The organism is Rhodanobacter sp. DHB23 (assembly GCF_014842975.1).
Lineage (GTDB): Bacteria > Pseudomonadota > Gammaproteobacteria > Xanthomonadales > Rhodanobacteraceae > Rhodanobacter_A.
In genome coordinates this window covers 225,208-247,062 of sequence record NZ_JACYXK010000029.1, presented here as the reverse complement: position 1 = coordinate 247,062, position 21,855 = coordinate 225,208, and the positions used below count along the sequence as shown (strand labels likewise).

Sequence of the window (21,855 nt, the reverse complement as noted above, 5' to 3'; positions counted from 1 at the left end):
GGGGGCGCACGAGCACAAGCGGTAAGCGTGCCTTGTCAGGCCGGTGCGCGTCCACTGTGTGCCTGCGTATGGGCCAGGCCCGGGCAGGCGGCGCGGACCGCGGACCGGCCTCGCGGCCGCGGTTGCACGACGGAACAGCGCGGATTTTCAGGCTTGCGGGTGCTTCGCCGCAGCGCCCTTGCCCGCGGCGGCGGTCGCCTGCGCGGCCAGCGCGGCCAGCAGCTTTTGGCCGTCTGGACTGCCGAGCCCGGTGCAGGCGTCCCAGCCCGTGCCCGCGGCATAGGCGCCGTTGTCGCCCCGGGTGATGTCGTGGAAGGCCGACTCGCCGATCTGGTAGAGCGCGGCATGCACGTCGCCCACGGCGCGGCCCAGCGACTGGTTGCAGCGGGCCAGCAGCGCGGCCCACAGCGGCGCCACTGCGCTGGTGCCGCCGATCACCTGGTCCTGGCCGTCCACGCGTACCTGGTAGCCGGTGAGCGGATCGGCATCGCCCGCCACGTCCGGCACGCCGCGGCCCGCGAAGCCGTTCGCCGCCTGCGGCACCTTGCTGCCCTGCTGCCAGGCCGGCAGCGCGTAATTCGTGCTCACGCCGCCGCCGGTGGCGCCTTCGTTGGAGGCGGTTTCGTTCCACACCACCTCGCTGCCGATCGCGCTGGCGCTGGCGGTCAGCGTGGTGCCGCCGCAGGCCAGCGAGTACGGGCTGGAGGCGGGGAAATCCACGTGCGGCTGGCCGTCGCTTTCGCCGTCGCTGGAGCCGCTGTCGCCGGCGGCGACGGTCACCGAGACGCCCAGCGCGGCGGCGTCCTCCAGCGCGCTCTGCATCGCCGCCAGCGCGGCGGCGCTCCAGTTGTCCTCCGGGCCGCCCCAGCTGATCGAGATCACCGAAGGCTTGCGCGTGGTGTCGTGCGCGGCCTGCGAGATCGCCTCGTAGAAACCCTGGTCGGTGTTCGGCGTGAAGTACACCGCGATCGCCGCGCCCGGCGCCAGCGCGCCGACCACCTCGATGTCCAGCATCACCTCCGCATCGGCGTCGCCGCCGGGGCTGTTCTTGCCGCCGGCCACCGGGACCGCGGTCACCGTGGGCGGCGAGGCGATGCCCAGCCCGGTGAAGTAGGTGGTGAGGTCGGCCTGGCTGAAGCCGCCGCCCAGTTCGATCAGCGCCACGCACTCGCCGCTGCCATCGGTGTTCGCGGGAAAGTTGTAGAGCTGCCCGATCTGCAGCGGCGTGTAGCTCTGGTTCGGCGTCGCCAGCGGCCTGCGGAACTGCGGCTTCGCCACCGGGCGGTTGTCCAGCCCCAGCACGGCGATCACGGTCGGCGCGACGTCGGCCGGCAAGGTCGGCGGCCGGTCGCAACCCACCACGTACCCGCTCAGGCCGGGCCACTGGTAACGCCCCAGTTGCACGCCGAATGCGCGTTGCAGCGCATCCACCGAGCCGCTGAATTGCAGCACGCGCCGGTGCGGTTCGCAGCCGGTTTCCACCAGGCCCTGCGTGCGCGCGTGGCCGCGTATGCGTTCGATGTCGGCCGGGGCGGCGCCGCAGTGCGCGCCGAACTCGCCGCGCGGCCAGCGCGGGTGTTGCGGCCACGCCGCGGGCGTCGGCGCCGGCCCCATGCGGCGCAACACCAGGGTGATCGTCATCGGGTCAGGGCTGGTATGCGGACCGAGGAAGCGCGCTCCCGCGGGCAGCGGGCGGGTGGCGGGAGTGGCCTGGCGTGGGGACGTGTTCATGGGCATTGCCTCGCGTGGGGTCGCAGGCCAGCCTGCATGGGGCGATGTATGCATCGCGTATGTTTGATGTTGGTGCTTCGTAGGTTCGCGGTCTGCGGCGGGATCCGTGCCATGCGGCGCTAAAATGGGCGGATTCCCGTACAAGGCCATGCCATGAGCTACCCCGCGATCCGTCCCCGCCGCATGCGTCGCGACGCCTTCTCCCGCGCGCTGATGCGCGAGCACACCGTGCTGCCCGGCGACCTGATCATGGTGGCCTTCGTGATCGAGGGTGAAGGCCGGCGCGAGCCGGTGCCCTCGATGCCGGGCGTGGATCGCCTCTCCATCGACGAACTGCTGAAGCTGGCCGGCGAATGCGTGCGGCTGGGCATCCCCGCGCTGGCGCTGTTCCCCTCGCCGGGGCAGGGCGTGAAGAGCGAGGACGCGCGTGAGGCGTGGAACCCCGGCAATCTCATGCATCGCGCCACGCGTGCCTTGAAATCGGAATATCCCGGGCTGGGCCTGATCGGCGACGTGGCACTCGACCCCTACACCACGCACGGCCAGGACGGGCTGATCGACGCGCACGGCTACGTGATGAACGAGCCCACCGTCGAGGCGCTGGTGAAGATGTCGCTGGCGCAGGCCGAGGCCGGCATGGACTTCGTGGCGCCTTCGGACATGATGGACGGCCGCATCGGCGCGATCCGCGATGCGCTGGAGGAGGCCGGCTACATCCACACGCGCATCCTCGCCTACTCGGCGAAATACGCGTCCAGCTTCTACGGCCCGTTCCGCGACGCGGTGGGCTCGTCGGCCAACCTCGGCAAGGGCAACAAGCACACCTACCAGATGGACGTCGCCAACAGCGACGAAGCGTTGCGCGAAGTCGAACTGGATATCCAGGAAGGCGCCGACGCGGTGATGGTGAAGCCGGGCCTGCCCTACCTCGACGTGCTGCGCCGGGTGAAGGACGCCTTCGGCATGCCCACCTTCGTGTACCAGGTGAGCGGCGAGTACGCCATGCTCAAGGCCGCCGCGCAGAACGGCTGGCTGGACGAGAAGGCCGTGGTGCTGGAAACCCTCACCGCCTTCAAGCGCGCCGGCGCCGACGCCATCCTCACTTACTTCGCGGTGGACGCGGCGAGGTGGTTGCGCGGGGAGTGAGCCGAGTTCACTTGTGATGATGCTTTCGGAGTGGCATGAGGGATCGATGGTGGTTCGAGATCATGAAACACTTCAGGAGTTGGTTGGACGCGATCTGTCTGCTGTGACATTCCTGTTGGACTACTTGCAATTGTGGTTCGATGGCCCGGGCCTGAATGTGATGAACACTATGGAGGTGTCGTCAAATGGGATTGTGTCCAGGGTGGGGGACGATCAGTTCCGAAATTTGGTCTGCGATCAAATCTCACGCCATGTTTCGTCAGTTCGTCTGGACTCGACGCAGCTATCCATTGAATTTGGCGATGATCGGTTTGTCGTCTTGTTGGGAGATGAGCACGACAGCGGGCCAGAGGCGGTCTACTACCATGGATTTTCGAGTGGAAAATGGGGCGTGGTTAGACCAGATTTTGAGTAGGCTACCTACGATCAAGTAGCGCGCTTCAAGAACCTCCCCGCCAACCACTTCCGCACCGGCAGGTCGTACAGCTTCAGGCACGCAAACGCGATGGCGATGCTGGCGACGAAGACCGCAGCACCCGCCGCGCACTTCGTGCCGAAGGGCAGCGCCTCGTGTTCGCCCACCCATTCGGTGTAGACGTAGATCAGGCCGTAGTGCGTGATGTAGAGCGGGTAGGAGAGCTCGCCGAAGAACCCGGCGATGCGCGTGGACAGGCCGTCGACCCGGGGCGCGCCGGCGCCGATCGCCACGATGAGCGGGAACACCGCGATCACGCACAGCGACTCGTACACGCCGTTCAACCACAGCCGGTCGGCGCCGCCGAAGCGGGGCAACGCCAGCGCCACGATCAGCAGCAGGCTGCAGGCCGCGAAGGCATGCTTGACCTGGATGCGCCTGCCCAGCCGCATCAGCAGCATGCCGGCGAGGAAGGGGAACAGCAGGCGGGCGAAACCGATGTGCAGTTGCTCCGGATCGATGGCCCAGCCGCCGATCACATCGCCGCGCTTGCCGAACACGGCGAGCTGCACGAAGAACGCGGCGGCCAGCGCGACCAGCACGCCCAGCCAGCGGTTCGACAGCCTGCGCAGGCCGACGGCATACAGGATGTTGGCGAGGTACTCGAAGAACAGCGACCACGCGGGGCCGTCGAGCGGATGCATCTCGCTCCAGCCGCGGATGTCCATGGCCGGCGGCAGCGGCAGCAGGGTCCAGCCCACCAGCATCACCAGCAGCAGCTGCCACACCGGCGTGGCGGCGATCAGCGGAAACGCCGGGCCCGCCTGGAAGTAGAACAGCAGCGCGCCTATCGTCGTGCCCATGATCACCATGGGCTGCAGGCGGACCAGCCGGCGCTTGAAGAAATCCCAGGTGCCCAGCGTCGACCAGCGGTCGTCGTAGGCATAGGCGATCACGAAGCCCGACAGCAGGAAGAAGAAATCCACCGCCAGGTAGCCGTGGTTGATCGGTTGCGTCAGCGGATGGTCCGGCCTGTACGCCTCGCAGATGTGGAACAGCACCACCATCAGGGAGGCGACGCCGCGAAGCCCGTCGAGGATGAGGTAATGGTCCTTGCTTGCCCCGGGGGCTGCGGAGTCTCTTGCCATGTGCAATGCGCTGGGTGGCCGATGAGGAGTGGACCCTGGATGCTACAAGTTCTTGCGGGGCAACATGTCAGCAAAAAACCATCATTGCGACCTTGGTCACGCCGACGTGCGTCGCAGAATGGCGCGTCACGGAATCTCCACCGTTTGCTTATCAGAAAGGGACAGCATGAAAACGTGGCCAGTGTTCTTCGGTCTGCTGCTCGCATGCGCGGGCACGCATGCGGCGGAAGCGGCATGGCAACCCTCGGCCGGCCACGTGCAGCTGTCGTTGTGGCCGGGCACGCCACCCGACATGAAGGCGATGCCGGGACCGGAATACGCGGCATTGCGCAAGGAGCACCTGATCGCGGGCAAGCCATGGCTGGAGGTGGCCAACGTATCGCAGCCCACGATGACGGTCTATTCCCCACGCGGGAAAAACACGGGTGCCGCGGTGGTGGTGTTCCCGGGTGGCGGCTTCGAAGTGCTGGCCATGGATCTGGAAGGCACCGAGATCTGCGACTGGCTGACCTCACGCGGCATCACCTGCGTGTTGCTGAAGTACCGCGTGCCGGGCGCACCTTACGACTGGCACTGCAAGTGTCGCCCCGATGATTACGAAGTGCCGACGATGGCGCTGGAGGACGCGCAACGCGCGATGGGTCTGGTGCGCCTGCATGCGAAGGAATGGAGCATCGATCCGCACAAGCTCGGCGTGGTCGGCTTCTCCGCCGGTGGTTTCCTCGTGGCGGAAATCAGCACGCACTTCGGCAAGCGCCTGTACAAGCCGGTGGACGCGGCGGACAAGGAAAGTGCGCGCCCGGATTTCGCGATGGCGATCTACCCGGGGCACCTCGCGCTCGATGATGGCAAGTTGAATCCCAATGTACCGGTTACCCGCGACACGCCACCCACCTTCATCGTGCAGGCCGAGGACGACGACGTGGATGGCGTGCAGCAGGCGCTGACGTATTTCGCCGCGCTGAAAGCAGCCGATGTGCCGACGGAAATGCACATCTACGCGCAAGGCGGCCACGCCTTCGGCGTGCGGCACACGGACAAGCCGATCACCGCATGGACGAATCTTGCGGATGCGTGGATGCGCACGATCGGCGTGTTGCCGCGCTGAGCGTGCTCACGCGTACTGCGCGATGCCGTTGCCGAACGACCAGTTCTCCTTCGCCGTCTCCAGCAGGTTGATGAAGACGTCCTCGGGACGCAGGCCGGGATCGGCGGCGAGGTTCCCGGCGACGCGGCGGTAGAACGCCTGCTTCTGCGCCACCGTGCGCGTGTCGTTGCAGGCGATCTGCACGATCACCAGGTCGTCGCTGCGCGCGATACCGAGGTAGTTCGGGTCGCAGTCGAACTCCTCGGCGTCGTGCTGGTGGAGCAGGATGAAGCGGTCGTCCTCCGGCACGTTGAAGGTCTCGCGCATGGCGGCGTAGATGCCGTTGCGCAGGGCGGCGAGATGGGCCGCGGACTTGCCGCGGCGCAGGGAGATGCGGACGAGGGGCATGGGATTTTTCCGATGAGGGCAGTTGCGGGGGCGGTGTAGGAGCACCTTGTGCGCGAATGCTCTGGCTCCGGTCAGGCATCGAGGCCGTTGCGCACAGGGTGCGCTCCTACGGCTGTTCAAGGGCGGGAGTGGTTTGCGAGACATGGCCGACGCGGTAGAGCTGCTGTTCCTCGCGGGCGGGCCCGGGGGGCAGGCCTGGCCACAGGCGGAAGCGCAGCAGCGCCCAGTCGGTCGGGTTGCAGGCGGTGACCGCGGCGAGCGCGCCATCGTCCACGGCCGCGCGCGCCAGCGCGACTTCCGTGTCTTGCCGTTCCGCGAGGTCGGCGTGGCCGGGCAAGGTCAGGATTTCGCGCGTCGCGCAAAGCGCGCCGCGCAGGTGGCCGGCCACCTCGGCCTGCCACGGTATCCATGTGCGCACTGCAGGACGGCCGAAATCGTGCGACAGCGCCGCGAAGCCGGCGCCGTTGAGGAAGGCGTTCATGCCTTCGCCGTCGCGCCACAGGTAGAACGGTGCGTAGAGATTGTCGCGGACGGGCAGCGCGCGGTCGTCGCGCGCGGCGTACAGCCAGGCCTTGAACACGAGGCCGGGGAAGCCGTCCAGCAGGTGGCCCTTGTCGGCGATGCGGCGGCGGATGGCCGCCATGTCGTAGTCGGCGGGCAGGGTGATGGCGTATTGCATCGCGATCATGGCGCACGCTCCGCCTGCAGCTTGCGCAGCACGCCGATGGCCGAGAACGCGCAGGGCCAGCCGGCATAGAACGCGAGATGGGTGATCAGCTCGACCAGTTCATCGTCGCCGATGCCATTGTCGCGGGCCCGGCCGAGGTGGAACGGCAATTGTTCGGTGCGATTCAGGGCGACCAGCGCCGCCACCGTGGCGATGCTGCGTTCGCGCGGGCCGAGCTCCGGGCGCGCCCAGACGTCGGCGAACAGCGCGTCGTCGGTGAGGGCGGCCAGTTTCGGTGCGATGTCGCCGATGCCCTTGCGGGCGTAATGCGGGTCGTGGGCCATGTTGGCAGTCTCCGTGGGCATTTGACGGGAACCACGGTAGCGATCGATGATGATCCTGAAAATCGGGAAGTTTGGAACTAAGGATCCCGAAAAACAGGATCATTGGCATGTCCCGCATCAACTTCGACATCGATACGCTGCGCAGCTTCGCCACCGGCATCGAGCTGGGCAGCTTCGCGCAGGCGGCCGTGCGACTGAACCGGTCCACCTCGGCGGTGAGCGCGCAGCTGAAGAAACTGGAACAGCAGGCCGGCATGCCGTTGCTGCGCAAGGCCGGCCGCGGCATGACGCTCACCGAGGCGGGCGAGACGATGCTGGGCTACGCGCGGCGCCTGCTGGAATTGAACGACGAGGCCGCGGCGGCGATCCGCGGCGTGGAGCTGACGGGGCGCGTGCGGCTGGGCATGCAGGAGGACTTCGGCGAGAACCTGCTGCCCGCGGTGCTTGGCCGCTACGCACGGACGCACCCCAAGCTGCGCATCGAGGCGCGCATCGCACGCAACGCGGAACTGCTCGACGGCGTGAACAAGGGCAAGCTCGACCTGGCGCTGGCGTGGGAAGCCGGCACGGGCAGCCCGCATGCGGAACGCGTGGGGCGCTGGCCGATGCGCTGGATCGTCGCGGCCGATGCGCCGGCGGCGAAACGGCATCGGCGCGGCGAACCCTTGCCGCTGGTGGTGCTGGAGTCGCCCTGCCTGCTGCGCAGCGCCGCGATCGAGGCGCTGGATCGTGCCGGCATCGCCTGGCGGGTCGCCTTCAGCAGTGCCAGCCTCGCCGGCACCTGGGCCGCGGTGAGCGCGGGGCTGGGTGTGAGCGTGCGCACGACGCTTGGCCTGCCGGACAACGTCCGCGCGTTGAGCGCAAAGCAGGTCGGCCTGCCTGCGCTGCCCATGCTCGGGCTGGCGTTGCATCGCGCCGAGGCGAAGCCGCCAGCGGCGGTGGCGCAGCTGGCCGACATCGTCCTGCGCGAGCTGGCCGCGCGCTGATCGTCTCCGTAGGAGCGCACCCTGTGCGCGAATGCCCTGGTGCTTCGATCCAGGCCAAAAGCCATCGTGCACAGGGTGCTCCTACGATGGATTCATGCCTGTGGCGCTTTCAGTGCCCGTGCTTCGGCGGCACCAGCCTGATCTCGTACAGCTTCGGCCAGCACTTGCCGGTGACGAACAGGCGATCGTGCTGGGCGTCGTAGGCGATGCCGTTGAGCACGTCGTTGGTGGGGTCGGCCAGCGTGTCGGCCGGCGGTACGAGGCCGGCGAGGTCGATCCAGCCGACCACCTTGCCGCTGGCCGGATCGATGCGCGCGATGCGCGTGGTGAGCCAGACGTTGGCGTAGAGCTGGCCTTTCACCCACTCCAGTTCGTTGAGGTTGGCTAGCGGCTGGCCGTCGGCGGTGACGTCGATCCGGCCGACCTGCCTGAGCGTGTCGGGATCGAGGATGCGGATGGTCGGCGTGCCGTCGCTCATGTAGAGCCGCTTGCCGTCGCTGGTCAGCGCCCAGCCCTCGCCGGGATAGGGGAAGCGCGTCTGCGGCTGCAGCGTGGCGAGGTCGTAGACGAAGCCTTCGTGGTTCTGCCAGCTGAGCTGGATCAGCTTGTCCTTCCACACCGCGATGCCTTCGCCGTAGTCCGGCCACGGCGTCGGCGCGGACTGCAGCACCTTGCCGGTCTGCAGGTCCACCTTGCGCACGCTGGAGGCGCCGACCTGGCCGGTGCTCTCGTACAGATGGCCGTCCAGGTAAAGCAGGCCTTCGGTATAGGCCTTGGTGTCGTGCGGATAGCTGTGCACCACGCGGTAGCCGTAGACGGGGATGTCGTCCTGCGCATGCAGCGGGGCGACCAGGGCGATGGCGAGTGCGGCGATGGCGACGAGGGTTTTCATGGCCGTGGATGATCCCATGGACCGGTGGCGTGGGGCAGCACCGGGGATGAATGGTGGATGGAGCATATTGCCGGGCGCACGTTCCGTCGGGGCGATTCGCCGCCTGGCCCTTCCACGGGCTGGGCATGCCTCGAAGCACCCATTGCAAAACGTGCGGCACGGACACGCCGGCATCCACGCAACCAGCGTGGAATAATCAGGCCTCGCAAACGGACCGGAGCGCACGTGGACAGCCATCATTTCCTGCAGGTGGCCGTGGTGTTCCTGCTGGCCACGGTGATTGCGGTACCGCTGACCAAGCGCTTCAAGCTTGGCGCGGTGCTGGGCTACCTGCTGGCCGGCGTCGCGATCGGGCCGCAGGCGTTGCGGCTGGTGCCCGACAACGGCGGCATCGCCGCGATCTCCGAGTTCGGCGTGGTGCTGATGCTGTTCGTGATCGGACTGGAGCTGTCGCCGCAGCGCCTGTGGGTGATGCGGCGCTCGGTGTTCGGCACCGGCCTGCTGCAGGTGCTGGCGACCAGTGCAGTGATCGGGGTGGTCGCGTGGTGGTTGCTGGGCTTCACGCCGGGCGCGGCGTTGATCGTGGGTGGCAGCCTGGCGTTGTCGTCCACCGCCTTCGGGTTGCAGATACTCGGCGAGCGCAAGGAGGCCGGCACGGCCTACGGGCGGCAGGCGTTCGCGATCCTGCTGTTCCAGGACCTGGCGGCGATCCCGCTGATCGCCGCGGTGCCGTTCCTCGCCAGCACCACCGGCCACGGCTTCGACCTCACCGGCGCGTTGCGCACGGTGGGGGTGATCGTGGCGGTGGTGGTGGGCGGTCGCTACCTGCTGCGCCCGGTGTTCCGCTTCGTGGCGAAGGCGGATGCGGTGGAGGTGTCCACCGCCACCGCGCTGCTGGTGGTGATGGGCGTGGCCTTGCTGATGGAGGTGGCCGGCGTATCGGTGACGCTGGGCGCCTTCCTCGCCGGCGTGCTGCTGGCCGACTCGGAATACCGCCACGAGCTGGAATCCAACATCGAGCCGTTCAAGGGCCTGTTGCTGGGCCTGTTCTTCATCAGCGTCGGCATGTCGATGGACATCTCGCTGCTGTTGCGCTCGCCCGTACAGGTGTTGCTGCTGGTGGCCGCGTTGCTGTTGCTGAAGGGCGCCCTGCTGTGGCCGCTGGGGCGCATCGTGGGCGGACTGGAGCGCGGCGACGCGTTGCGCCTCGCGGTACTGCTGGCCTGCGGCGGCGAGTTCGCCTTCGTGGTGCTCAAGCTGGCCGACGAGCAGAAGCTGATCAGCGCGCGCCAGCACAACCTGCTGGTGCTGGCGATCACCTTGTCGATGGCGCTGACGCCGTTGCTGGTGGCGGCGCTGGCGAAGCTGCTGGGCGCGCACAAGGTGCGCAAGCCGGCGCGCGATTTCGACACCATCGTGGCGCACTCGCCGCGCGTGATCATCGCGGGCTACGGGCGCATGGGGCAGATCGTGTCGCGCGTGCTGCGCGCGGAAGGCATCCCGTTCGTGGCGCTGGACCACTCGGTCGAGCAGGTGGACCTGGTCCGCCGCTTCGGCCGCGGCAGCGACATCTTTTATGGCGATCCGGCGCGCCCCGAATTGCTGCGCGCCGCGCAGGCGGACAAGGCCGAGGTGTTCGTGCTGGCCAACGACGACCCCGAATCCAGCCTGCACGTGGCGCGCGTGGTGCGACGCATGTACCCGCACCTGAAGATCGTTGCGCGCGCACGCAACCGCCAGCACTTATGGCGCTTGATGGATCTCGGCATCGACGAACCGATCCGCGAGACGCTCTATTCCAGCCTCAAGATGACCAAGCAGGCGCTGGTCGCGCTGGGCCTGACGCCTGAGCGCGCGATGGACCGCGTGGAACGTTTCCGCCGCCAGGACGCCGAGCTGATCAAGATGCAGTACCTCGTCTACGACGACGAGGCCAAGCTGGTGCAGACCACGAAGGAAGCGCTGGCCGACCTCGACAAGCTGTTCGAGGCCGACGACGGGCCGGAGGCGCGCGAGGCGCGCGAGCGCGACGCGAGCACACCGTTGACGAGCGCGGACTGAAGGGCGGTTCGTCGCGCGGTCCCGCGCTGTCCGGGGGATCGCGGACAGGCTGCGGGATGGTCCCGGGCATGCAAGTTCTTGCCGTCAACGGGGCCTGCTGCGGGGCGTTCGGATGGGCATGCCCCAGGCCCCGCATCCTCTCGTCATCCGCTTCGGCCGGCTCGACGACGCCGTGTCGCTGCAGCCGCTGCTGCACAAGTTGCAGCAGCGCTACGACGAACCCTGCGACCTGTTCGCCATCGGCGGGTGGCCGGGGGAGCTGTACGCGGACCAGCTCGAAGTGGCAGACGTGTCCGCGCTGCGGGCGCCGCGCCGGCCGCTGCTACTGAGCCGCGAGCGCTGGCGCGCGATCGGCTGGCTGCGCCGGCGGCGCGATGCGCCGGTCTACGTGTGCGAGCAGCAGCCACGTGCGCTGCTGCGGATCCGGAGCATGCTCACGCTGGCGGGCGTGCCGGCGGAGCACCGCGCGTACCTGGCCGATACGCCCCCGCGCGAACACGAGCATCGGGTCGACCACCTGCTGCGCTTCGGCGACAGCACCCCACCCGCCTTCCACGGCCGCTGCAACGCCTTGGCGGTCGATCCCGGCGCCGCACCGCAGTTGCGGGTGGACACGGCGGCACGGGCCGACTGCGAGGGCTGGTTGCGGGGCCGCGGCCTGCATGGCCGGCCGCTGGTGCTGTTGCAGCCCGCCGGCACGCACGCCATGCGCTGGAATGGTATGCGCGCGACCGCGGACGGTGACAGGTCATGGCCGCTGCAGCATTGGGCGGCGCTGGCGTGGACGATCCTGGAGACGCTGCCCTCGGCGCGGGTGCTGCTGTGCGGCTGCCCGCGCGAAGCCGGATACCTGGAAGGCATCCGCGCCATCGCGGACAACGCGGCGGTGGTGTCGCTCGCCGACGAATTGCCGCTGGCGCGGCTGAAGGCCTTGCTGGCATGCGCGCACAGCATGGTGTCGGTGGATACGGGGCCGGCGCACCTCGCCGCTGCGCTGGGTTGTCCGCTGGTCGTGTTCGGTGCAGCCATGCCTGCGCAGCGGGTGCCGCGTGCCGCGCCCGGTGGCGTGGTGACGGTGCTGGGTGGCCCGCTGCACGGCACGCGGGTGGATGGGCTCGCCGTGGAGCAGGTCGCCGCGGCGTGGCGCGGCCTGCCGCTGCGCCACGCGCACTGGCGCGCGGTGGCCTGAACGGCTACGGCGGGACCGTTGGCGCCCGGGAGCGCGGGTGTCCGGGGCGTCCCCGGAGCGCCGTTACGCGATCGGCCGGTCCGGCGCCGGCATCACTCCGCCGGCTGCGCCGGTTGCCGCAGGGTCTGCCGCACGCTGGGGATCGCACTGGTGCGTACGGCGAGTTCGTGGGCGATGTCCACGAAGCCGAGCTGGCGTGCCACGTCGGCGGCGGTGCGGCCGAAGGCATCGGCGGCGGCGCGGTCGGCGCCGCGCGACAGCAGCACGCGGGCCGGCGCCAGCAGGGCGTGCATGGCGCAGGCATGCAGGGCGGTGACGCCACGCTGGTCGGCATGCGTCACGTCGGCGCCGGCTTCCAGCAGCACGGGCACCAGTGCGCCGAGGTGGGTGGCGTCGCATTCGCTGCCGGGGCGCTGCGAGGCGCCGAGCAGCAGCAGCAGCGCGGTCTTGCCTTCGCTGTCGGCGCGATCGACGGTGGCGCCGTGCCTGAGCAGCACGTCGAGCAGGCGGCGTGCGCGCAGGCTGTCGTTGTGCTCGAAGCCGTACTGCGCGGCGGCGTGCAATGCGCTGTGGCCCTGCGCATCGACAGCGTCGACGTCGGCACCGGCGGCGAGCAGCGCCTCGGCCAGTTCGGCGCGGCCCATCGCGGCGGCCACCATCAGCGCGGTGCTCTGGTTCGGCAGGCGCTGGTCGACCGCGGCCTTGCGTTCCAGCAGCAGCGCCGCGGTGTTCTCGCGGCCCGCGGCCACGGCGGCCGCCAGCGGGGTGATGCCGTTGGGAGTGGTAAGCACGGGATCGGCGCCGGCATCGAGCAGGCCGGCGGCGATTCCGGCATGGCCGGCGCCGCAGGCATGCAGCAGCGCGCTGGCGCCGTGCGCATCGACGGTGTCGACGGCGAAGCCGAGTTCCAGCAGGCGCTGCACGGCGGTCAGCGCACCGGCCTGCGCGGCCGCGGGCAGGTCGTCGGCGCGCAGCGGGCGGCGCGGGCGCGACCAGGCGCCCCAGTCCAGCCAGCGCTCGATGACGGGATGTTCCAGTGCCAGGCCCAGCGGCGTCTCGCCGTTGGCATCGGCGGATTCGGCGTCGGCGCCATGGGCGATCAGCAGGCGCACCATCGGCAGCGCCGCCTCGCCATGTTCCAGCGCGGCGAACAGCGGCGTGCGGCCGTCGCGGTCGCGGCAGTTCGGGTTGCCGCCGCGGGCGAGCAGGACCTGCAGCAGTTCGATCTGGCCGTTCGCCGCGGCAAGCTGCAGCGGCGTGCGCTCGCGTGCGTCGGGGCCGAATGGATCGGCGCCGCGTTCCAGCAGCGCCAGTGGCAGGGCCGCGCCCTGCGTGGCGCCGCCGAGGCGTTGCAGTGCCTGCGCCAGCAGGCCGGCACCGGCCGGTGTGGCACCCGCCTGCAGCAGGTCCTCCATGGCTTCGGTGGCGGCGGGGAGCTGCAGCAGCAGGGCGTCGAACAGGCGGCGCCCCAGCGGCGGCAGTGCACTGCCTTCGCCGTCGGCGACCATGTCCTCGTCGCCGTGTTCGTCGTCGAGCTGCTGTGCGGCGAGCCGCGCTTCGGCGTCGAGGCCGTGGTCCAGCAGCCAGCGCCGCGCCTGGCTCTGGCCGGGCTGGGCCAGGTCGAGATAGAGCTGGGCGAGTTGCGCCTGCGGCCACTCGCGCACGCGTGCGGCGAAGCCGGAGACGATGGCCCAATGGCCGAAGCGCAGCGCGTCGAGCAGGTGCGCCGGGGTGTCGGCGCCGCTGGACAGCACGGCCTGGCCGAGACTGGCCGGCAGCGGGGTTTCCGGATCGAGCAGGGCGACCAGGTCCCAGCGGCCGGTGGCGGCGGCGTGGTCGAGCGCGCTGCGGCCGTCGCTGCCGGGCGTCTTCGGTTCGGCGCCCAGCGCGAGCAGGGCGCGCACGGTGTCGGCGTGCGCGCGCGGCGACTGGCAGGCGAGGGTGAGTGCGTCGCGGCCGTGGCCGTCGCGCGCGCGTGCATCGGGCTGCGTTTCCGCGAGCCGCTGCACGATGCCCACCGCGCCGGCGCGCGCCGCTTCCATCAGTGCGGTGCTGCCGTGGTGGTCGGCCAGCGTGGCGTCGGCGCCGGCGGCGCACAGCGCGCGGGCGATCTGTTCGTGGCCCTCGGCGGCGGCGGCGATCAGCGCGCTGCGCCGGCGCGCGTCCACCGCGTTCACCGCGGCGCGATGCTTGAGCAGCAGCTTCACGCCGGCGGTGTCGTCGTCGGCGATGCCGGCGGCGGCCACCAGCGCGGGTTCGCCGTTGGCGGGCGCGGGCTTGGCGCCGCGTTCGAGCAGGAACTTCGCCAGCGTCCAGTTGGCGGCGCGGCAGGCCGCCGCCAGCGGGCTGGCGCCGGCCCGGTCCAGCGCGTTGATCGGCGCGCCGGCGTCCAGCAGCATCGCCGCCACCATCGGTTCCTCGCACAGCACCGCGCCGTGCAGCGCGGTACGGCCTTCGGCATCGGTGGCGAGCGGGTTGGCGCCGTTGGCGAGCAGGGTCATCACCGCTTCGGCGCGGCCGTGCAGGCTGTCGCGCGTGGCGGCGAGCAGCGGGGTGAGGCCACCGCTGGTGCGGTCGACGTCCGCGCCCTTGGCGATCAGCGCGCGCAGCAGGCGGGTGTCGGGCAGCAGCGCGGCGAGCATCAGCACGGGGCGCTGGTCGCGGTCGCCGGCGGGCGGCGCGGTGGCCGGGTCGGCGCCGGCCTCGACCAGGGCCAGCGCGCGCTCGATGTCGCCATCGCGGGTGGCGGCGAGCAGGGCGGCGGCCTGTTCCGGCGTGCCGGCAGTGCGTTCCTGTTCGCTCAACGGCGCGGCGACCGCCGGCGCGGCGGACCCGGCGGCGATCATGGCATCGGCATGCTCGGTGCGCCGGCGATGGCGGTCATGCTGCGCGCACAGCAGCGTGCGCAGCGTGCGGTTGGCCACGATCAGGCAGCCCAGCGGCAGCACCAGCACGCCATACAGGGCCAGCGCGGCGATGCGGATCTCCGACGGCAGCATGCCGTACAGGCCGCTCAGCGCAATGGCGCCCCAGGTCATCGCCAGCAGGGCCAACGCGGCGGGCAGGAAGTGGCTGAAGAAGCGTTCCTCGCGGGCGAGATGGCGGCCGAACATCAGGCTGCGCAGCGTGGCGGTGAAGATCCACGAGCCGTCGTGCTTCGCCGGGTAGGCGTCGTCCCACACGAACACCAGCCCGAACGCAGGCCACGGCCGCCACAGCACGGCCAGCGCCAGCACCAGGGTGGCGACCAGGGCCAGCGTGGCGGACAGGCTGTGCGACTGCGAGAGCGAGAGCATCGGCCACGCCACCAGCACGAACACGATCACCGCGTAGGCGGTGAGCATCACCAGGTGCGCGGCGCCCCGGCGCAGCACGGTGCGCGCGAAGCTGGGTTCCGGTTCGAAGCCGATCGCATGGCATACCGCGGCCATCGTCAGCGCGTTCGCCAGCAGCAAGGGGATCAGCGTGAGCGGGTGGGCGACCGTGCCGGCCAGCGCCACGGCGAGCAGGCCGGGAATGAACCAGGCGAGGGCCTGCAGGAATGGAGGGCGTCGGCGCGATTTGATTTGAGTCATCCCCACAGTATAGGAATCGGGATGGGGTCAGACGGTAACCTCGCGTTAACGCGTCGGCCGCGCGCTCAATCGTGCGTTGTGTCGCGCAGCGTCGCGCCGTAGGCGGGATGGCTCGCGCCGGTCAACGCATGCTCCGGCGGCAATTGCAGGTGCCAGCCCTGTCCGCGCAGGTGCGCGAGCACTTGCGCGGCGTCCTCGCGCGGCAGGCGTCGTTGCGCATCCAGTGGCAGTTCCAGCGCGAAGCGCAGTTCGCCCAGCCTGTTGCGCAAGGGCTCGGGCAGGATGCCGAAACCATCGCGTTCGGCCAGCCACACGTAGGTGCCGGGTTGGCGGCGGCTGGCGTAGACGTAGCACTGCATGGGGTGTCCCTGATGTTCGACGGCGGAAGCCGGGAATTATCCCCTGCGATTGCTGCGCCAGCACTTGCAACACATGGGACGAGCGGGCACAGTGCCGCGGAGTGATGTTAAACGCCCGTATGAATTTCGTGTGGGATCTGTCCGGCACGCGAACCGCCCAACTCCAATGATGCAGGAGCATGTGATGCACAAGTCCAACCGTCTTCTCCCGAACGCCACCCGTCCACTGGCGCTTGCCGCGCTCAGCACGGCCGTTGCGGTCGCCCTGGTCGCGCCGGGCATGGCCCATGCCAGCGCCTTCCAGTTGCACGAGAACACCGCACAGGGCTTGGGCCGCGCCTACGCGGGTTCCGCCACGGCCGGCGGCGACGTGTCGGTGGTGGAGAACAACCCGGCGGCGATGAGCGACCTCGACGGCACCTATGTGCAGGCCGACATCACCGCGGTCAATTTCAGCGCCAAGTTCAGCGGTTCGGCCAGCAACGCGATCGGCCAGCCGATCAGCGGCAGCAACGGCGGTGACGCCGGCACCACGCTGCCGGTGCCCGCGCTGGCGATTTCCACCAAGGTGAGCGACCGCGTCAACCTTGGCGTCGCCTTCGACGTGCCGTACGGCTTCCAGACCGAATACGACAGCAACTGGGTGGGCCGCTACGACGCCATCAAGACCCTGCTGCGCTCGTACGATTCCACGCTGTCCGCCTCGTTCAAGATCAACGACCAGTGGAGTATCGGCGCCAGCGCCATCGCCGAGCGCACCAATGCCCAGCTGACCAATGCGATCAACCTCAATGCCATCGGGCTGAAGGTGCAGCAGGGCATCGGCCAGCAGGCGGCGGCGGGCATCGCGCAGCTTCAGGCGGCGGCTGCCGCGGGCCAGATCACGGCGGCGCAGGCCCAGGCGGAGGCGGCAGCCATCGCCGCGGAAGCGCAGGCCCAGGCGGCGGGCGTGGCCGCGCTGCTCCCGCAGGGTTCGGACGGCTATGCCAACGTCCAGGGCAGCAATTGGGCGTGGGGCTGGCAGCTGGGTGCGTACTGGAAGCCGACCGCGAACGATCGCGTGGCGCTGGATTACCGCTCGCGCATCACGCACGACATCGATGGCACCGCCAACTTCAGTCTCGGCGGTGCCGCGGCCGGTTACAGCCTGGTCGAGAGCCAGTTGCCGGCGGGCAGCATCCCGTCGTTCCAGCACACCGGCGGCATGGCGCGCCTCACCAACCCGGCCACCGCCACCCTGAGCTACTGGCACCAGGAGTCGCAGTTCGGCATCGGCATGGACGCGTCGTGGACACAGTGGAGCGTGATGCGCGACCTCACGCTGGTCTACGCCAACCCGACGCAGCCGACCACCACGTTGCCGTTCAACTGGCGCAACACCTGGTACGTGTCGGTGGGCGGCGAGTACTACGCCACCGACAAGCTGACCCTGCGCGCCGGCGTGGCCATCGACCAGGCGCCGATGAACGCCGACAACCGCGATCCGCGCGTGCCTGACGCGGCGCGCCACATGGTCACCTTCGGCATCGGCTACAAGGCGACCGAGAACTTCCAGATCAACGCCGCCTATGCGCACATCTTCGTCGCCCACGCCGGCATGAATGGCTCGGTCGATTCCACCGGCGACATCCTCACCGGCAGCTTCGACGACTACGGCAACCTGCTGAGCCTGTCGGCGCAGTACAAGTTCTGACCGCCGCGCGATCGGGCCTTCGCCAGGAAACCTCCCCGCGTGAGCGGGGAGGTTTTTTCATGTGCGCGCCACGGGTCCTCAGCCGCGCTTGAGCAGCACGCCCAGCATCTGCCGGAAGCGCTTGCCGTAGGGCGGGTTGAGCAGGCCGGCGCCGTTCCAGCGCGCCTGGCGGAACACGGGTTTCACGTGCGAGAAGGTGCGGAAGCCGGCCTCGCCGTGGTAGCCGCCCATGCCCGAGGCGCCCACGCCGCCGAAGGGCAGGCCGTGCTGGGCGATGTGGTAGAGCGTGTCGTTGAGGGTGACGCCGCCGGCGTGGGTGCGCACGAGCACGCGGTCGATCAGCGACCGGTCCGTCTCGAACAGGTAGAGCGCGAGCGGATGCGCGCGCGCGCCGATGAAGGCGATCGCCTCGTCCAGCGTGTCGTAAGGCACCAGCGGCAGCAGCGGGCCGAAGATTTCTTCCTGCATCACCGGCATGTCGTCGCGCACGTTGGCGATCAGCACGGGCGGCAACAGGCGGCGCGCGGCGTCGGGCGCGGCATCGGTCAGTGGTTCGATCGAGGCGCCGGCGGCCTTCGCGTCGTCGCGCAGCACGGAGAGCCGCGCGTAGTGGCGGTCGGTGGCGATGCTGGCGTATTGCGCATTGCGCGCGAGGTCGGGATACAGGCGCGTGGCCGCCGCACGTGCCGCGGCGACGAATTCGTCCATGCGCGCGCGCGGCAGCAGCACGTAGTCGGGCGCGATGCAGGTCTGGCCCGCGTTGACCAGCTTGCCGAACACGATGCGTTCGGCCGCATGCTCCATGCGCGCGCCGGGGCCGAGGATGGCGGGCGACTTGCCGCCCAGCTCCAGCGTCACCGGCGTCAGGTTGGCCGCGGCCGCACGCATCACGTGGTGGCCCACCGCGGTGGAGCCGGTGAACAGCAGGTGGTCGAAAGGCAGCCCGGCGAAGGCCTGGCCGACGGCGGCGTCGCCGTTGACCACCAGCACCTCGTCGTTGCGGAAGTACCTGGCGACGAGTTCGGCGAACAGGGCGGAGAAGCGCGGCGTGTATTCGCTCATCTTCAGCATCACGCGGTTGCCGGCGGCCAGCGCATCCACCAGCGGCCCCACCGCGAGGTAGAGCGGGTAGTTCCACGGCACGATGATGCCCACCACGCCCAGCGGCTGCGGCCGCAGTTCGGTACGCGCGGGCAGGAACAGCAGGTCGGCGAAGCGCCGCTTCGGCCGCATCCAGCGCCGGCCGTGGTGCAGGGCGTGGCGCACGGCCGAGAGGCTGGGGAAGATCTCCAGCAGCTCGGTTTCTTCCGCGGGACGGTTGCCGAAGTCGGCGTGGATCGCCGCGGCCATGCCGTCGCGATGCGTGTGCAGCAGGCGCTCCAGCGCACGCAGGCGGGTGGCGCGCGCGGGCCAGTCCGGCAGCGGGTCGCGGGCCTGCGCTTCGCGCAAGCGGCGCAGGGAGGTATCGAGGTCGGACATGCTGGGCGAACCTTGGATGGGGCGGTTCGCGGTCGAAGCCGCTCCTACACGGCGCGTCGTAGGAGCGGCTTCGGCCGCGATGCGTCTGCGTCAGAACTTCACGCGCAATTCCGCGCCGTAGGTGCGCGGCGGGTCGATGACGGCCCAGGGCGTGCCGAACACCGTGGTGGTGAGGTTGGTGATGCCGATGTAGCGCTGGTTGAAGACATTGTTCACGAAAATGCCGACGTCCCAGCGCTGGTCCGGCGTCTGCCAGTCGAGGCGCGCATTGGAGTGCCGCTGCGCCGTGCCCACCTGGAAGTTCGGGCTGGTCTGGCAGGTGCCCTGGACTTCCGATTCGCCGTTGCAGCGGGTCTTGCTGCGGAAACCGTACTGGAAGTTGAACACCACGTTGCCGTTGGCCACGTTGTGCACGGTGTAGGCCATGCCGGCGGTGGCCGACCACAGCGGGTTGCCGGTGGGCTGGCCGTTGAGCACGGTGCCGTCCGGTGCCGTCGATTGCAGGTAGCGCTGGCTGATGTAGGCCACGTTGGCGTTGAACTTCAGCGGCTCGACCGGCTGCCATTGCGCCTCGAGATCGACGCCCTTGGCTTCCTCGTTGCTGACGCTGGTGGTGTAGTACGGGATGCCGGTACCGTTGGAACCCGGCTGCCCGGTGACGTTCGGGTTGAGCACCTGCTCCTGCAGGTTGTAGTAGCGGTAGTAGTACACCGAGCCGTTGAACAGCAGGTTGTACTCCGGCATCACCGTCTTGATGCCGGCCTCGTAGTTCCACACCTTCTCCGGCGCGAAGTGCGAACCGATGTCCAGGCTCTCGTAGCCGCCGGCCTTGTAGCCCTTGGCCACCGAGAAATAGGCCATCACGTCCGGGGTGAACTTGTAACTGAGCACCGCGCGCGGGCTGAAGTCGTTCCAGGTGTTGTGCGCGCTGACCAGGGTGCCGACGGGCGCGCCGCCGCTGGCGGTGAAGATCTCGTTGCTCTGGAAGGCGTTGAGCAGGGCGGAGGTGGGGATGCCGGCCATGGCGGCGGCCATGTCGAGGATGCCGGCCTGCTGGAGCTGGCTCAGCGTGTTGTCCAGTTGCGGTGCCAGGCGCGGGATGTTGAACCAGGTGAAGTCGCGCTCGTCGTGGGTGAAGCGCGCGCCGGTGGTCAGGTCCAGCTTGTCGCTGAGGTGCCAGATCACGTCGCCGAACGCGGCATAGGACTTGTAGTTGCCGTTGTTGTTGATCTGCTCGGTCCACGGGTCGCCCAGCAGGTTGTAGGGCAGGCCGTAGGCGTCGAGCATCGACTGGAAGTAGTGGAACAGCGTGCCGGTGGGCGTGCCCGTCTGCGCGCCGGTGTTCACCGCCAGCGTGTCGATGCTGTTGGTGTTGACGTCCACCTGGTTGCCCTGGCGCGCCTGCTCGCTGTACCAGCTCACGCCGGTGACCCAGTCGAGCAGGTCGTTGCTGCCGGCCAGCTTGAACTCCTGCGAGAACGCGTTGTTGTGCTCGATGTTGGCGGTGGCGAGGTAGGTGTCGATGTTGGCGGTGCCGTCGCTGTCTTCGAGGTTGAAGGTGTCGAAGTTGCGCCACGCGGTGGTCGAGGTCAGGCTGCCCCAGGCGAAGTTGTGGTCCACGGTCAGGGTGACGCCGTCGAAGCGGCGCCGCTCGTCGGCGCCCACCGCATCGTTGTAGAGCGGCGCATGCAGCGGGTTGAGATACGTCGATGGATTCGCCGGGAACGGCGGCAGCACCAGGCCGGAGGGTTGCTGCAAGGTGAAATCCGACAGCGGCACCAGGCCGACGGCCGCCTGCGGCGCCTGGTTGAGCTTCTCGTGGTCCCACGACAGCAGCACGCGGGTATCCGGCGTGAGGTTCCAGCGGAACACCGCGCGGGTGCCCCAGTCGCCGTTGTCGCCGTAGTGCTGGCCGGTCGCCTGGTCCTTGATCCAGCCGTCGCTCTGGTTGTCGTAGGCGCTGATGCGCAGCGCCATGTCGTTGTTCAGCGGGATGTTGACCAGGCCGTAGGCATAGCGCTCGCCGTAGTTGCCGTAGCGCAGCGTGGCATCGCCCTCGAACTTGTCGCTGGGCTCGTTGGTGACGATGGAGATCGCGCCGCCCGCCGCGTTGCGGCCGAACAGCGTGCCCTGCGGCCCTTTCAGCACCTCGATGCGCTGGATGTCGTTGAACGCCAGCATCGAGCCGCCGGTGCGGTCGGCATAGACGCCGTCCACGTACACGCCCACGGCCGGTTCGGTGCCGATGCCGAAATCCTCGGTGGTGATGCCGCGCAGGGTGTAGCCGGGCTGGGTCGGCTGGCTGGTGGTGACGACCAGGCCCGGCACGAAGTACTGCATCTGGCTGATGTCGGTGGCGGTGACGCTCTGGATGTCCTTGGCGGTGACGATCTGCAGGGCGATCGGCACCTGCTGCATTTCCTGCGTGCGGCTCTGCGCGGTCACCGTGATCTTGCCCAGCTCGGTGGTGCTCTTGTCGCTTTTCTGCGTGCCAGGCGATGGCGTGGCGTTTGCGGCCTGCCCGGTGCCGCCGTCCTGCGGCGCATCCGCGGCCAGCGCGGCCAGTGGCGTGCCGATCAGCATGGCGCCGCCGAGCAGCGCGAGGCGCAGTTGGACGGACAGTGGTCGCAGACGCATCGTCATAGCTGTTCTCCCCAGAACCTGGTGATGCATGG

Annotated in this window: 16 protein-coding genes; 6 read left to right on the top strand and 10 right to left on the bottom strand. The window is 69.4% G+C overall.

The genetic code is table 11. From position 1 onward, the window contains the following. Nucleotides 1-147 precede the first annotated feature (147 nt). A complete protein-coding gene (locus IHE47_RS15920; protein ID WP_192107650.1) occupies nucleotides 148-1,731 on the bottom strand; it encodes a S53 family serine peptidase in 1,584 nt (527 codons plus the stop codon). A gap of 153 nt (nucleotides 1,732-1,884) precedes the next feature. On the opposite strand from IHE47_RS15920, the gene hemB reads away from it, so the two are divergent. Continuing rightward, nucleotides 1,885-2,877: a porphobilinogen synthase gene (gene hemB / locus IHE47_RS15915; RefSeq protein ID WP_192107648.1), complete on the top strand. Its 993-nt coding sequence runs from the start codon at nucleotides 1,885-1,887 to the stop codon at nucleotides 2,875-2,877. A 426-nt stretch (nucleotides 2,878-3,303) separates the two neighbouring features. Here hemB and IHE47_RS15910 read toward each other — a convergent pair whose 3' ends face one another. Further along, entirely contained in the window at nucleotides 3,304-4,440 is a 1,137-nt protein-coding gene (locus IHE47_RS15910) for an acyltransferase (protein ID WP_192107646.1), read from the bottom strand. Nucleotides 4,441-4,606: 166 nt separating this feature from the next. On the opposite strand from IHE47_RS15910, the gene IHE47_RS15905 reads away from it, so the two are divergent. Further along, nucleotides 4,607-5,548 (top strand): alpha/beta hydrolase, encoded by a 942-nt coding sequence (locus IHE47_RS15905; RefSeq protein WP_192107644.1) that lies wholly within the window; start codon nucleotides 4,607-4,609, stop codon nucleotides 5,546-5,548. Nucleotides 5,549-5,554: 6 nt separating this feature from the next. On the opposite strand, the gene IHE47_RS15900 is transcribed toward IHE47_RS15905, so the two are convergent. The 3 genes from IHE47_RS15900 to IHE47_RS15890 all read right to left on the bottom strand — a co-directional run bounded on the left by IHE47_RS15900 (nucleotide 5,555) and on the right by IHE47_RS15890 (nucleotide 6,946). After that, on the bottom strand, nucleotides 5,555-5,935 hold the full coding sequence (locus IHE47_RS15900) for a tautomerase family protein (RefSeq protein WP_192107642.1): 381 nt from the start codon (nucleotides 5,933-5,935) through the stop codon (nucleotides 5,555-5,557). A 106-nt stretch (nucleotides 5,936-6,041) separates the two neighbouring features. After that, entirely contained in the window at nucleotides 6,042-6,623 is a 582-nt protein-coding gene (locus tag IHE47_RS15895) for a DUF4865 family protein (protein ID WP_192107641.1), read from the bottom strand. Then, nucleotides 6,620-6,946 carry a carboxymuconolactone decarboxylase family protein gene (locus tag IHE47_RS15890; protein ID WP_192107639.1) on the bottom strand — a complete coding sequence of 109 codons (327 nt, stop codon included), beginning with the start codon at nucleotides 6,944-6,946 and terminating at the stop codon, nucleotides 6,620-6,622. The genes IHE47_RS15895 and IHE47_RS15890 overlap by 4 nt, the downstream gene beginning before the upstream one ends. A 107-nt stretch (nucleotides 6,947-7,053) precedes the next feature. Here IHE47_RS15890 and IHE47_RS15885 point away from each other — a divergent pair, with 107 nt between their 5' ends. After that, a complete protein-coding gene (locus tag IHE47_RS15885; protein WP_192107637.1) occupies nucleotides 7,054-7,932 on the top strand; it encodes a LysR substrate-binding domain-containing protein in 879 nt (292 codons plus the stop codon). A 109-nt stretch (nucleotides 7,933-8,041) separates the two neighbouring features. Here the strand turns inward: IHE47_RS15885 and IHE47_RS15880 are convergent, their stop codons facing one another. After that, nucleotides 8,042-8,824 (bottom strand): glutaminyl-peptide cyclotransferase, encoded by a 783-nt coding sequence (locus tag IHE47_RS15880; RefSeq protein ID WP_192107635.1) that lies wholly within the window; start codon nucleotides 8,822-8,824, stop codon nucleotides 8,042-8,044. A 225-nt stretch (nucleotides 8,825-9,049) separates the two neighbouring features. On the opposite strand from IHE47_RS15880, the gene IHE47_RS15875 reads away from it, so the two are divergent. Together IHE47_RS15875 and IHE47_RS15870 are read left to right on the top strand one after the other, a co-directional pair. Further along, nucleotides 9,050-10,885, top strand: coding sequence for a monovalent cation:proton antiporter-2 (CPA2) family protein (locus IHE47_RS15875; RefSeq protein ID WP_192107633.1), 1,836 nt, complete (start codon nucleotides 9,050-9,052; stop codon nucleotides 10,883-10,885). 118 nt (nucleotides 10,886-11,003) lie between these two features. Then, nucleotides 11,004-12,074: a glycosyltransferase family 9 protein gene (locus tag IHE47_RS15870; RefSeq protein ID WP_192107631.1), complete on the top strand. Its 1,071-nt coding sequence runs from the start codon at nucleotides 11,004-11,006 to the stop codon at nucleotides 12,072-12,074. A gap of 92 nt (nucleotides 12,075-12,166) precedes the next feature. Here IHE47_RS15870 and IHE47_RS15865 read toward each other — a convergent pair whose 3' ends face one another. Beyond that, nucleotides 12,167-15,649, bottom strand: coding sequence for an ankyrin repeat domain-containing protein (locus IHE47_RS15865; protein ID WP_192107629.1), 3,483 nt, complete (start codon nucleotides 15,647-15,649; stop codon nucleotides 12,167-12,169). Nucleotides 15,650-15,714: 65 nt separating this feature from the next. Then, the gene (locus IHE47_RS15860) at nucleotides 15,715-16,008 is read right to left on the bottom strand and encodes a YcgL domain-containing protein (protein ID WP_192107627.1); all 294 of its coding nucleotides are present in this window, start codon (nucleotides 16,006-16,008) and stop codon (nucleotides 15,715-15,717) included. A gap of 184 nt (nucleotides 16,009-16,192) precedes the next feature. Between IHE47_RS15860 and IHE47_RS15855 the strand changes: the two genes are divergently transcribed. Continuing rightward, nucleotides 16,193-17,701 (top strand): outer membrane protein transport protein, encoded by a 1,509-nt coding sequence (locus IHE47_RS15855; RefSeq protein WP_192107625.1) that lies wholly within the window; start codon nucleotides 16,193-16,195, stop codon nucleotides 17,699-17,701. Nucleotides 17,702-17,779: 78 nt separating this feature from the next. Here IHE47_RS15855 and IHE47_RS15850 read toward each other — a convergent pair whose 3' ends face one another. Both IHE47_RS15850 and IHE47_RS15845 read right to left on the bottom strand, forming a co-directional pair. Next, nucleotides 17,780-19,180: a coniferyl aldehyde dehydrogenase gene (locus IHE47_RS15850; protein WP_192107623.1), complete on the bottom strand. Its 1,401-nt coding sequence runs from the start codon at nucleotides 19,178-19,180 to the stop codon at nucleotides 17,780-17,782. A 90-nt stretch (nucleotides 19,181-19,270) separates the two neighbouring features. Beyond that, nucleotides 19,271-21,823, bottom strand: a complete 2,553-nt coding sequence (locus IHE47_RS15845) for a TonB-dependent receptor (RefSeq protein WP_192107621.1) — start codon at nucleotides 21,821-21,823, stop codon at nucleotides 19,271-19,273. Between the last annotated feature and the right edge of the window lie 32 nt (nucleotides 21,824-21,855).

Bases quoted from the DNA above. Each gene is read 5' to 3' on its own strand.
- IHE47_RS15845 (WP_192107621.1), bottom strand. From the start codon at position 21,823: ATGACGATGCGTCTGCGACCACTGTCCGTCCAACTGCGCCTCGCGCTG.
- IHE47_RS15850 (WP_192107623.1), bottom strand. From the start codon at position 19,180: ATGTCCGACCTCGATACCTCCCTGCGCCGCTTGCGCGAAGCGCAGGCC.
- IHE47_RS15865 (WP_192107629.1), bottom strand. From the start codon at position 15,649: ATGACTCAAATCAAATCGCGCCGACGCCCTCCATTCCTGCAGGCCCTC.
- IHE47_RS15880 (WP_192107635.1), bottom strand. From the start codon at position 8,824: ATGAAAACCCTCGTCGCCATCGCCGCACTCGCCATCGCCCTGGTCGCC.
- IHE47_RS15870 (WP_192107631.1), top strand. From the start codon at position 11,004: ATGCCCCAGGCCCCGCATCCTCTCGTCATCCGCTTCGGCCGGCTCGAC.
- IHE47_RS15895 (WP_192107641.1), bottom strand. From the start codon at position 6,623: ATGATCGCGATGCAATACGCCATCACCCTGCCCGCCGACTACGACATG.
- IHE47_RS15885 (WP_192107637.1), top strand. From the start codon at position 7,054: ATGTCCCGCATCAACTTCGACATCGATACGCTGCGCAGCTTCGCCACC.
- IHE47_RS15920 (WP_192107650.1), bottom strand. From the start codon at position 1,731: ATGAACACGTCCCCACGCCAGGCCACTCCCGCCACCCGCCCGCTGCCC.
- IHE47_RS15910 (WP_192107646.1), bottom strand. From the start codon at position 4,440: ATGGCAAGAGACTCCGCAGCCCCCGGGGCAAGCAAGGACCATTACCTC.
- IHE47_RS15900 (WP_192107642.1), bottom strand. From the start codon at position 5,935: ATGCCCCTCGTCCGCATCTCCCTGCGCCGCGGCAAGTCCGCGGCCCAT.
- IHE47_RS15890 (WP_192107639.1), bottom strand. From the start codon at position 6,946: ATGGCCCACGACCCGCATTACGCCCGCAAGGGCATCGGCGACATCGCA.
- hemB (WP_192107648.1), top strand. From the start codon at position 1,885: ATGAGCTACCCCGCGATCCGTCCCCGCCGCATGCGTCGCGACGCCTTC.
- IHE47_RS15860 (WP_192107627.1), bottom strand. From the start codon at position 16,008: ATGCAGTGCTACGTCTACGCCAGCCGCCGCCAACCCGGCACCTACGTG.
- IHE47_RS15855 (WP_192107625.1), top strand. From the start codon at position 16,193: ATGCACAAGTCCAACCGTCTTCTCCCGAACGCCACCCGTCCACTGGCG.
- IHE47_RS15905 (WP_192107644.1), top strand. From the start codon at position 4,607: ATGAAAACGTGGCCAGTGTTCTTCGGTCTGCTGCTCGCATGCGCGGGC.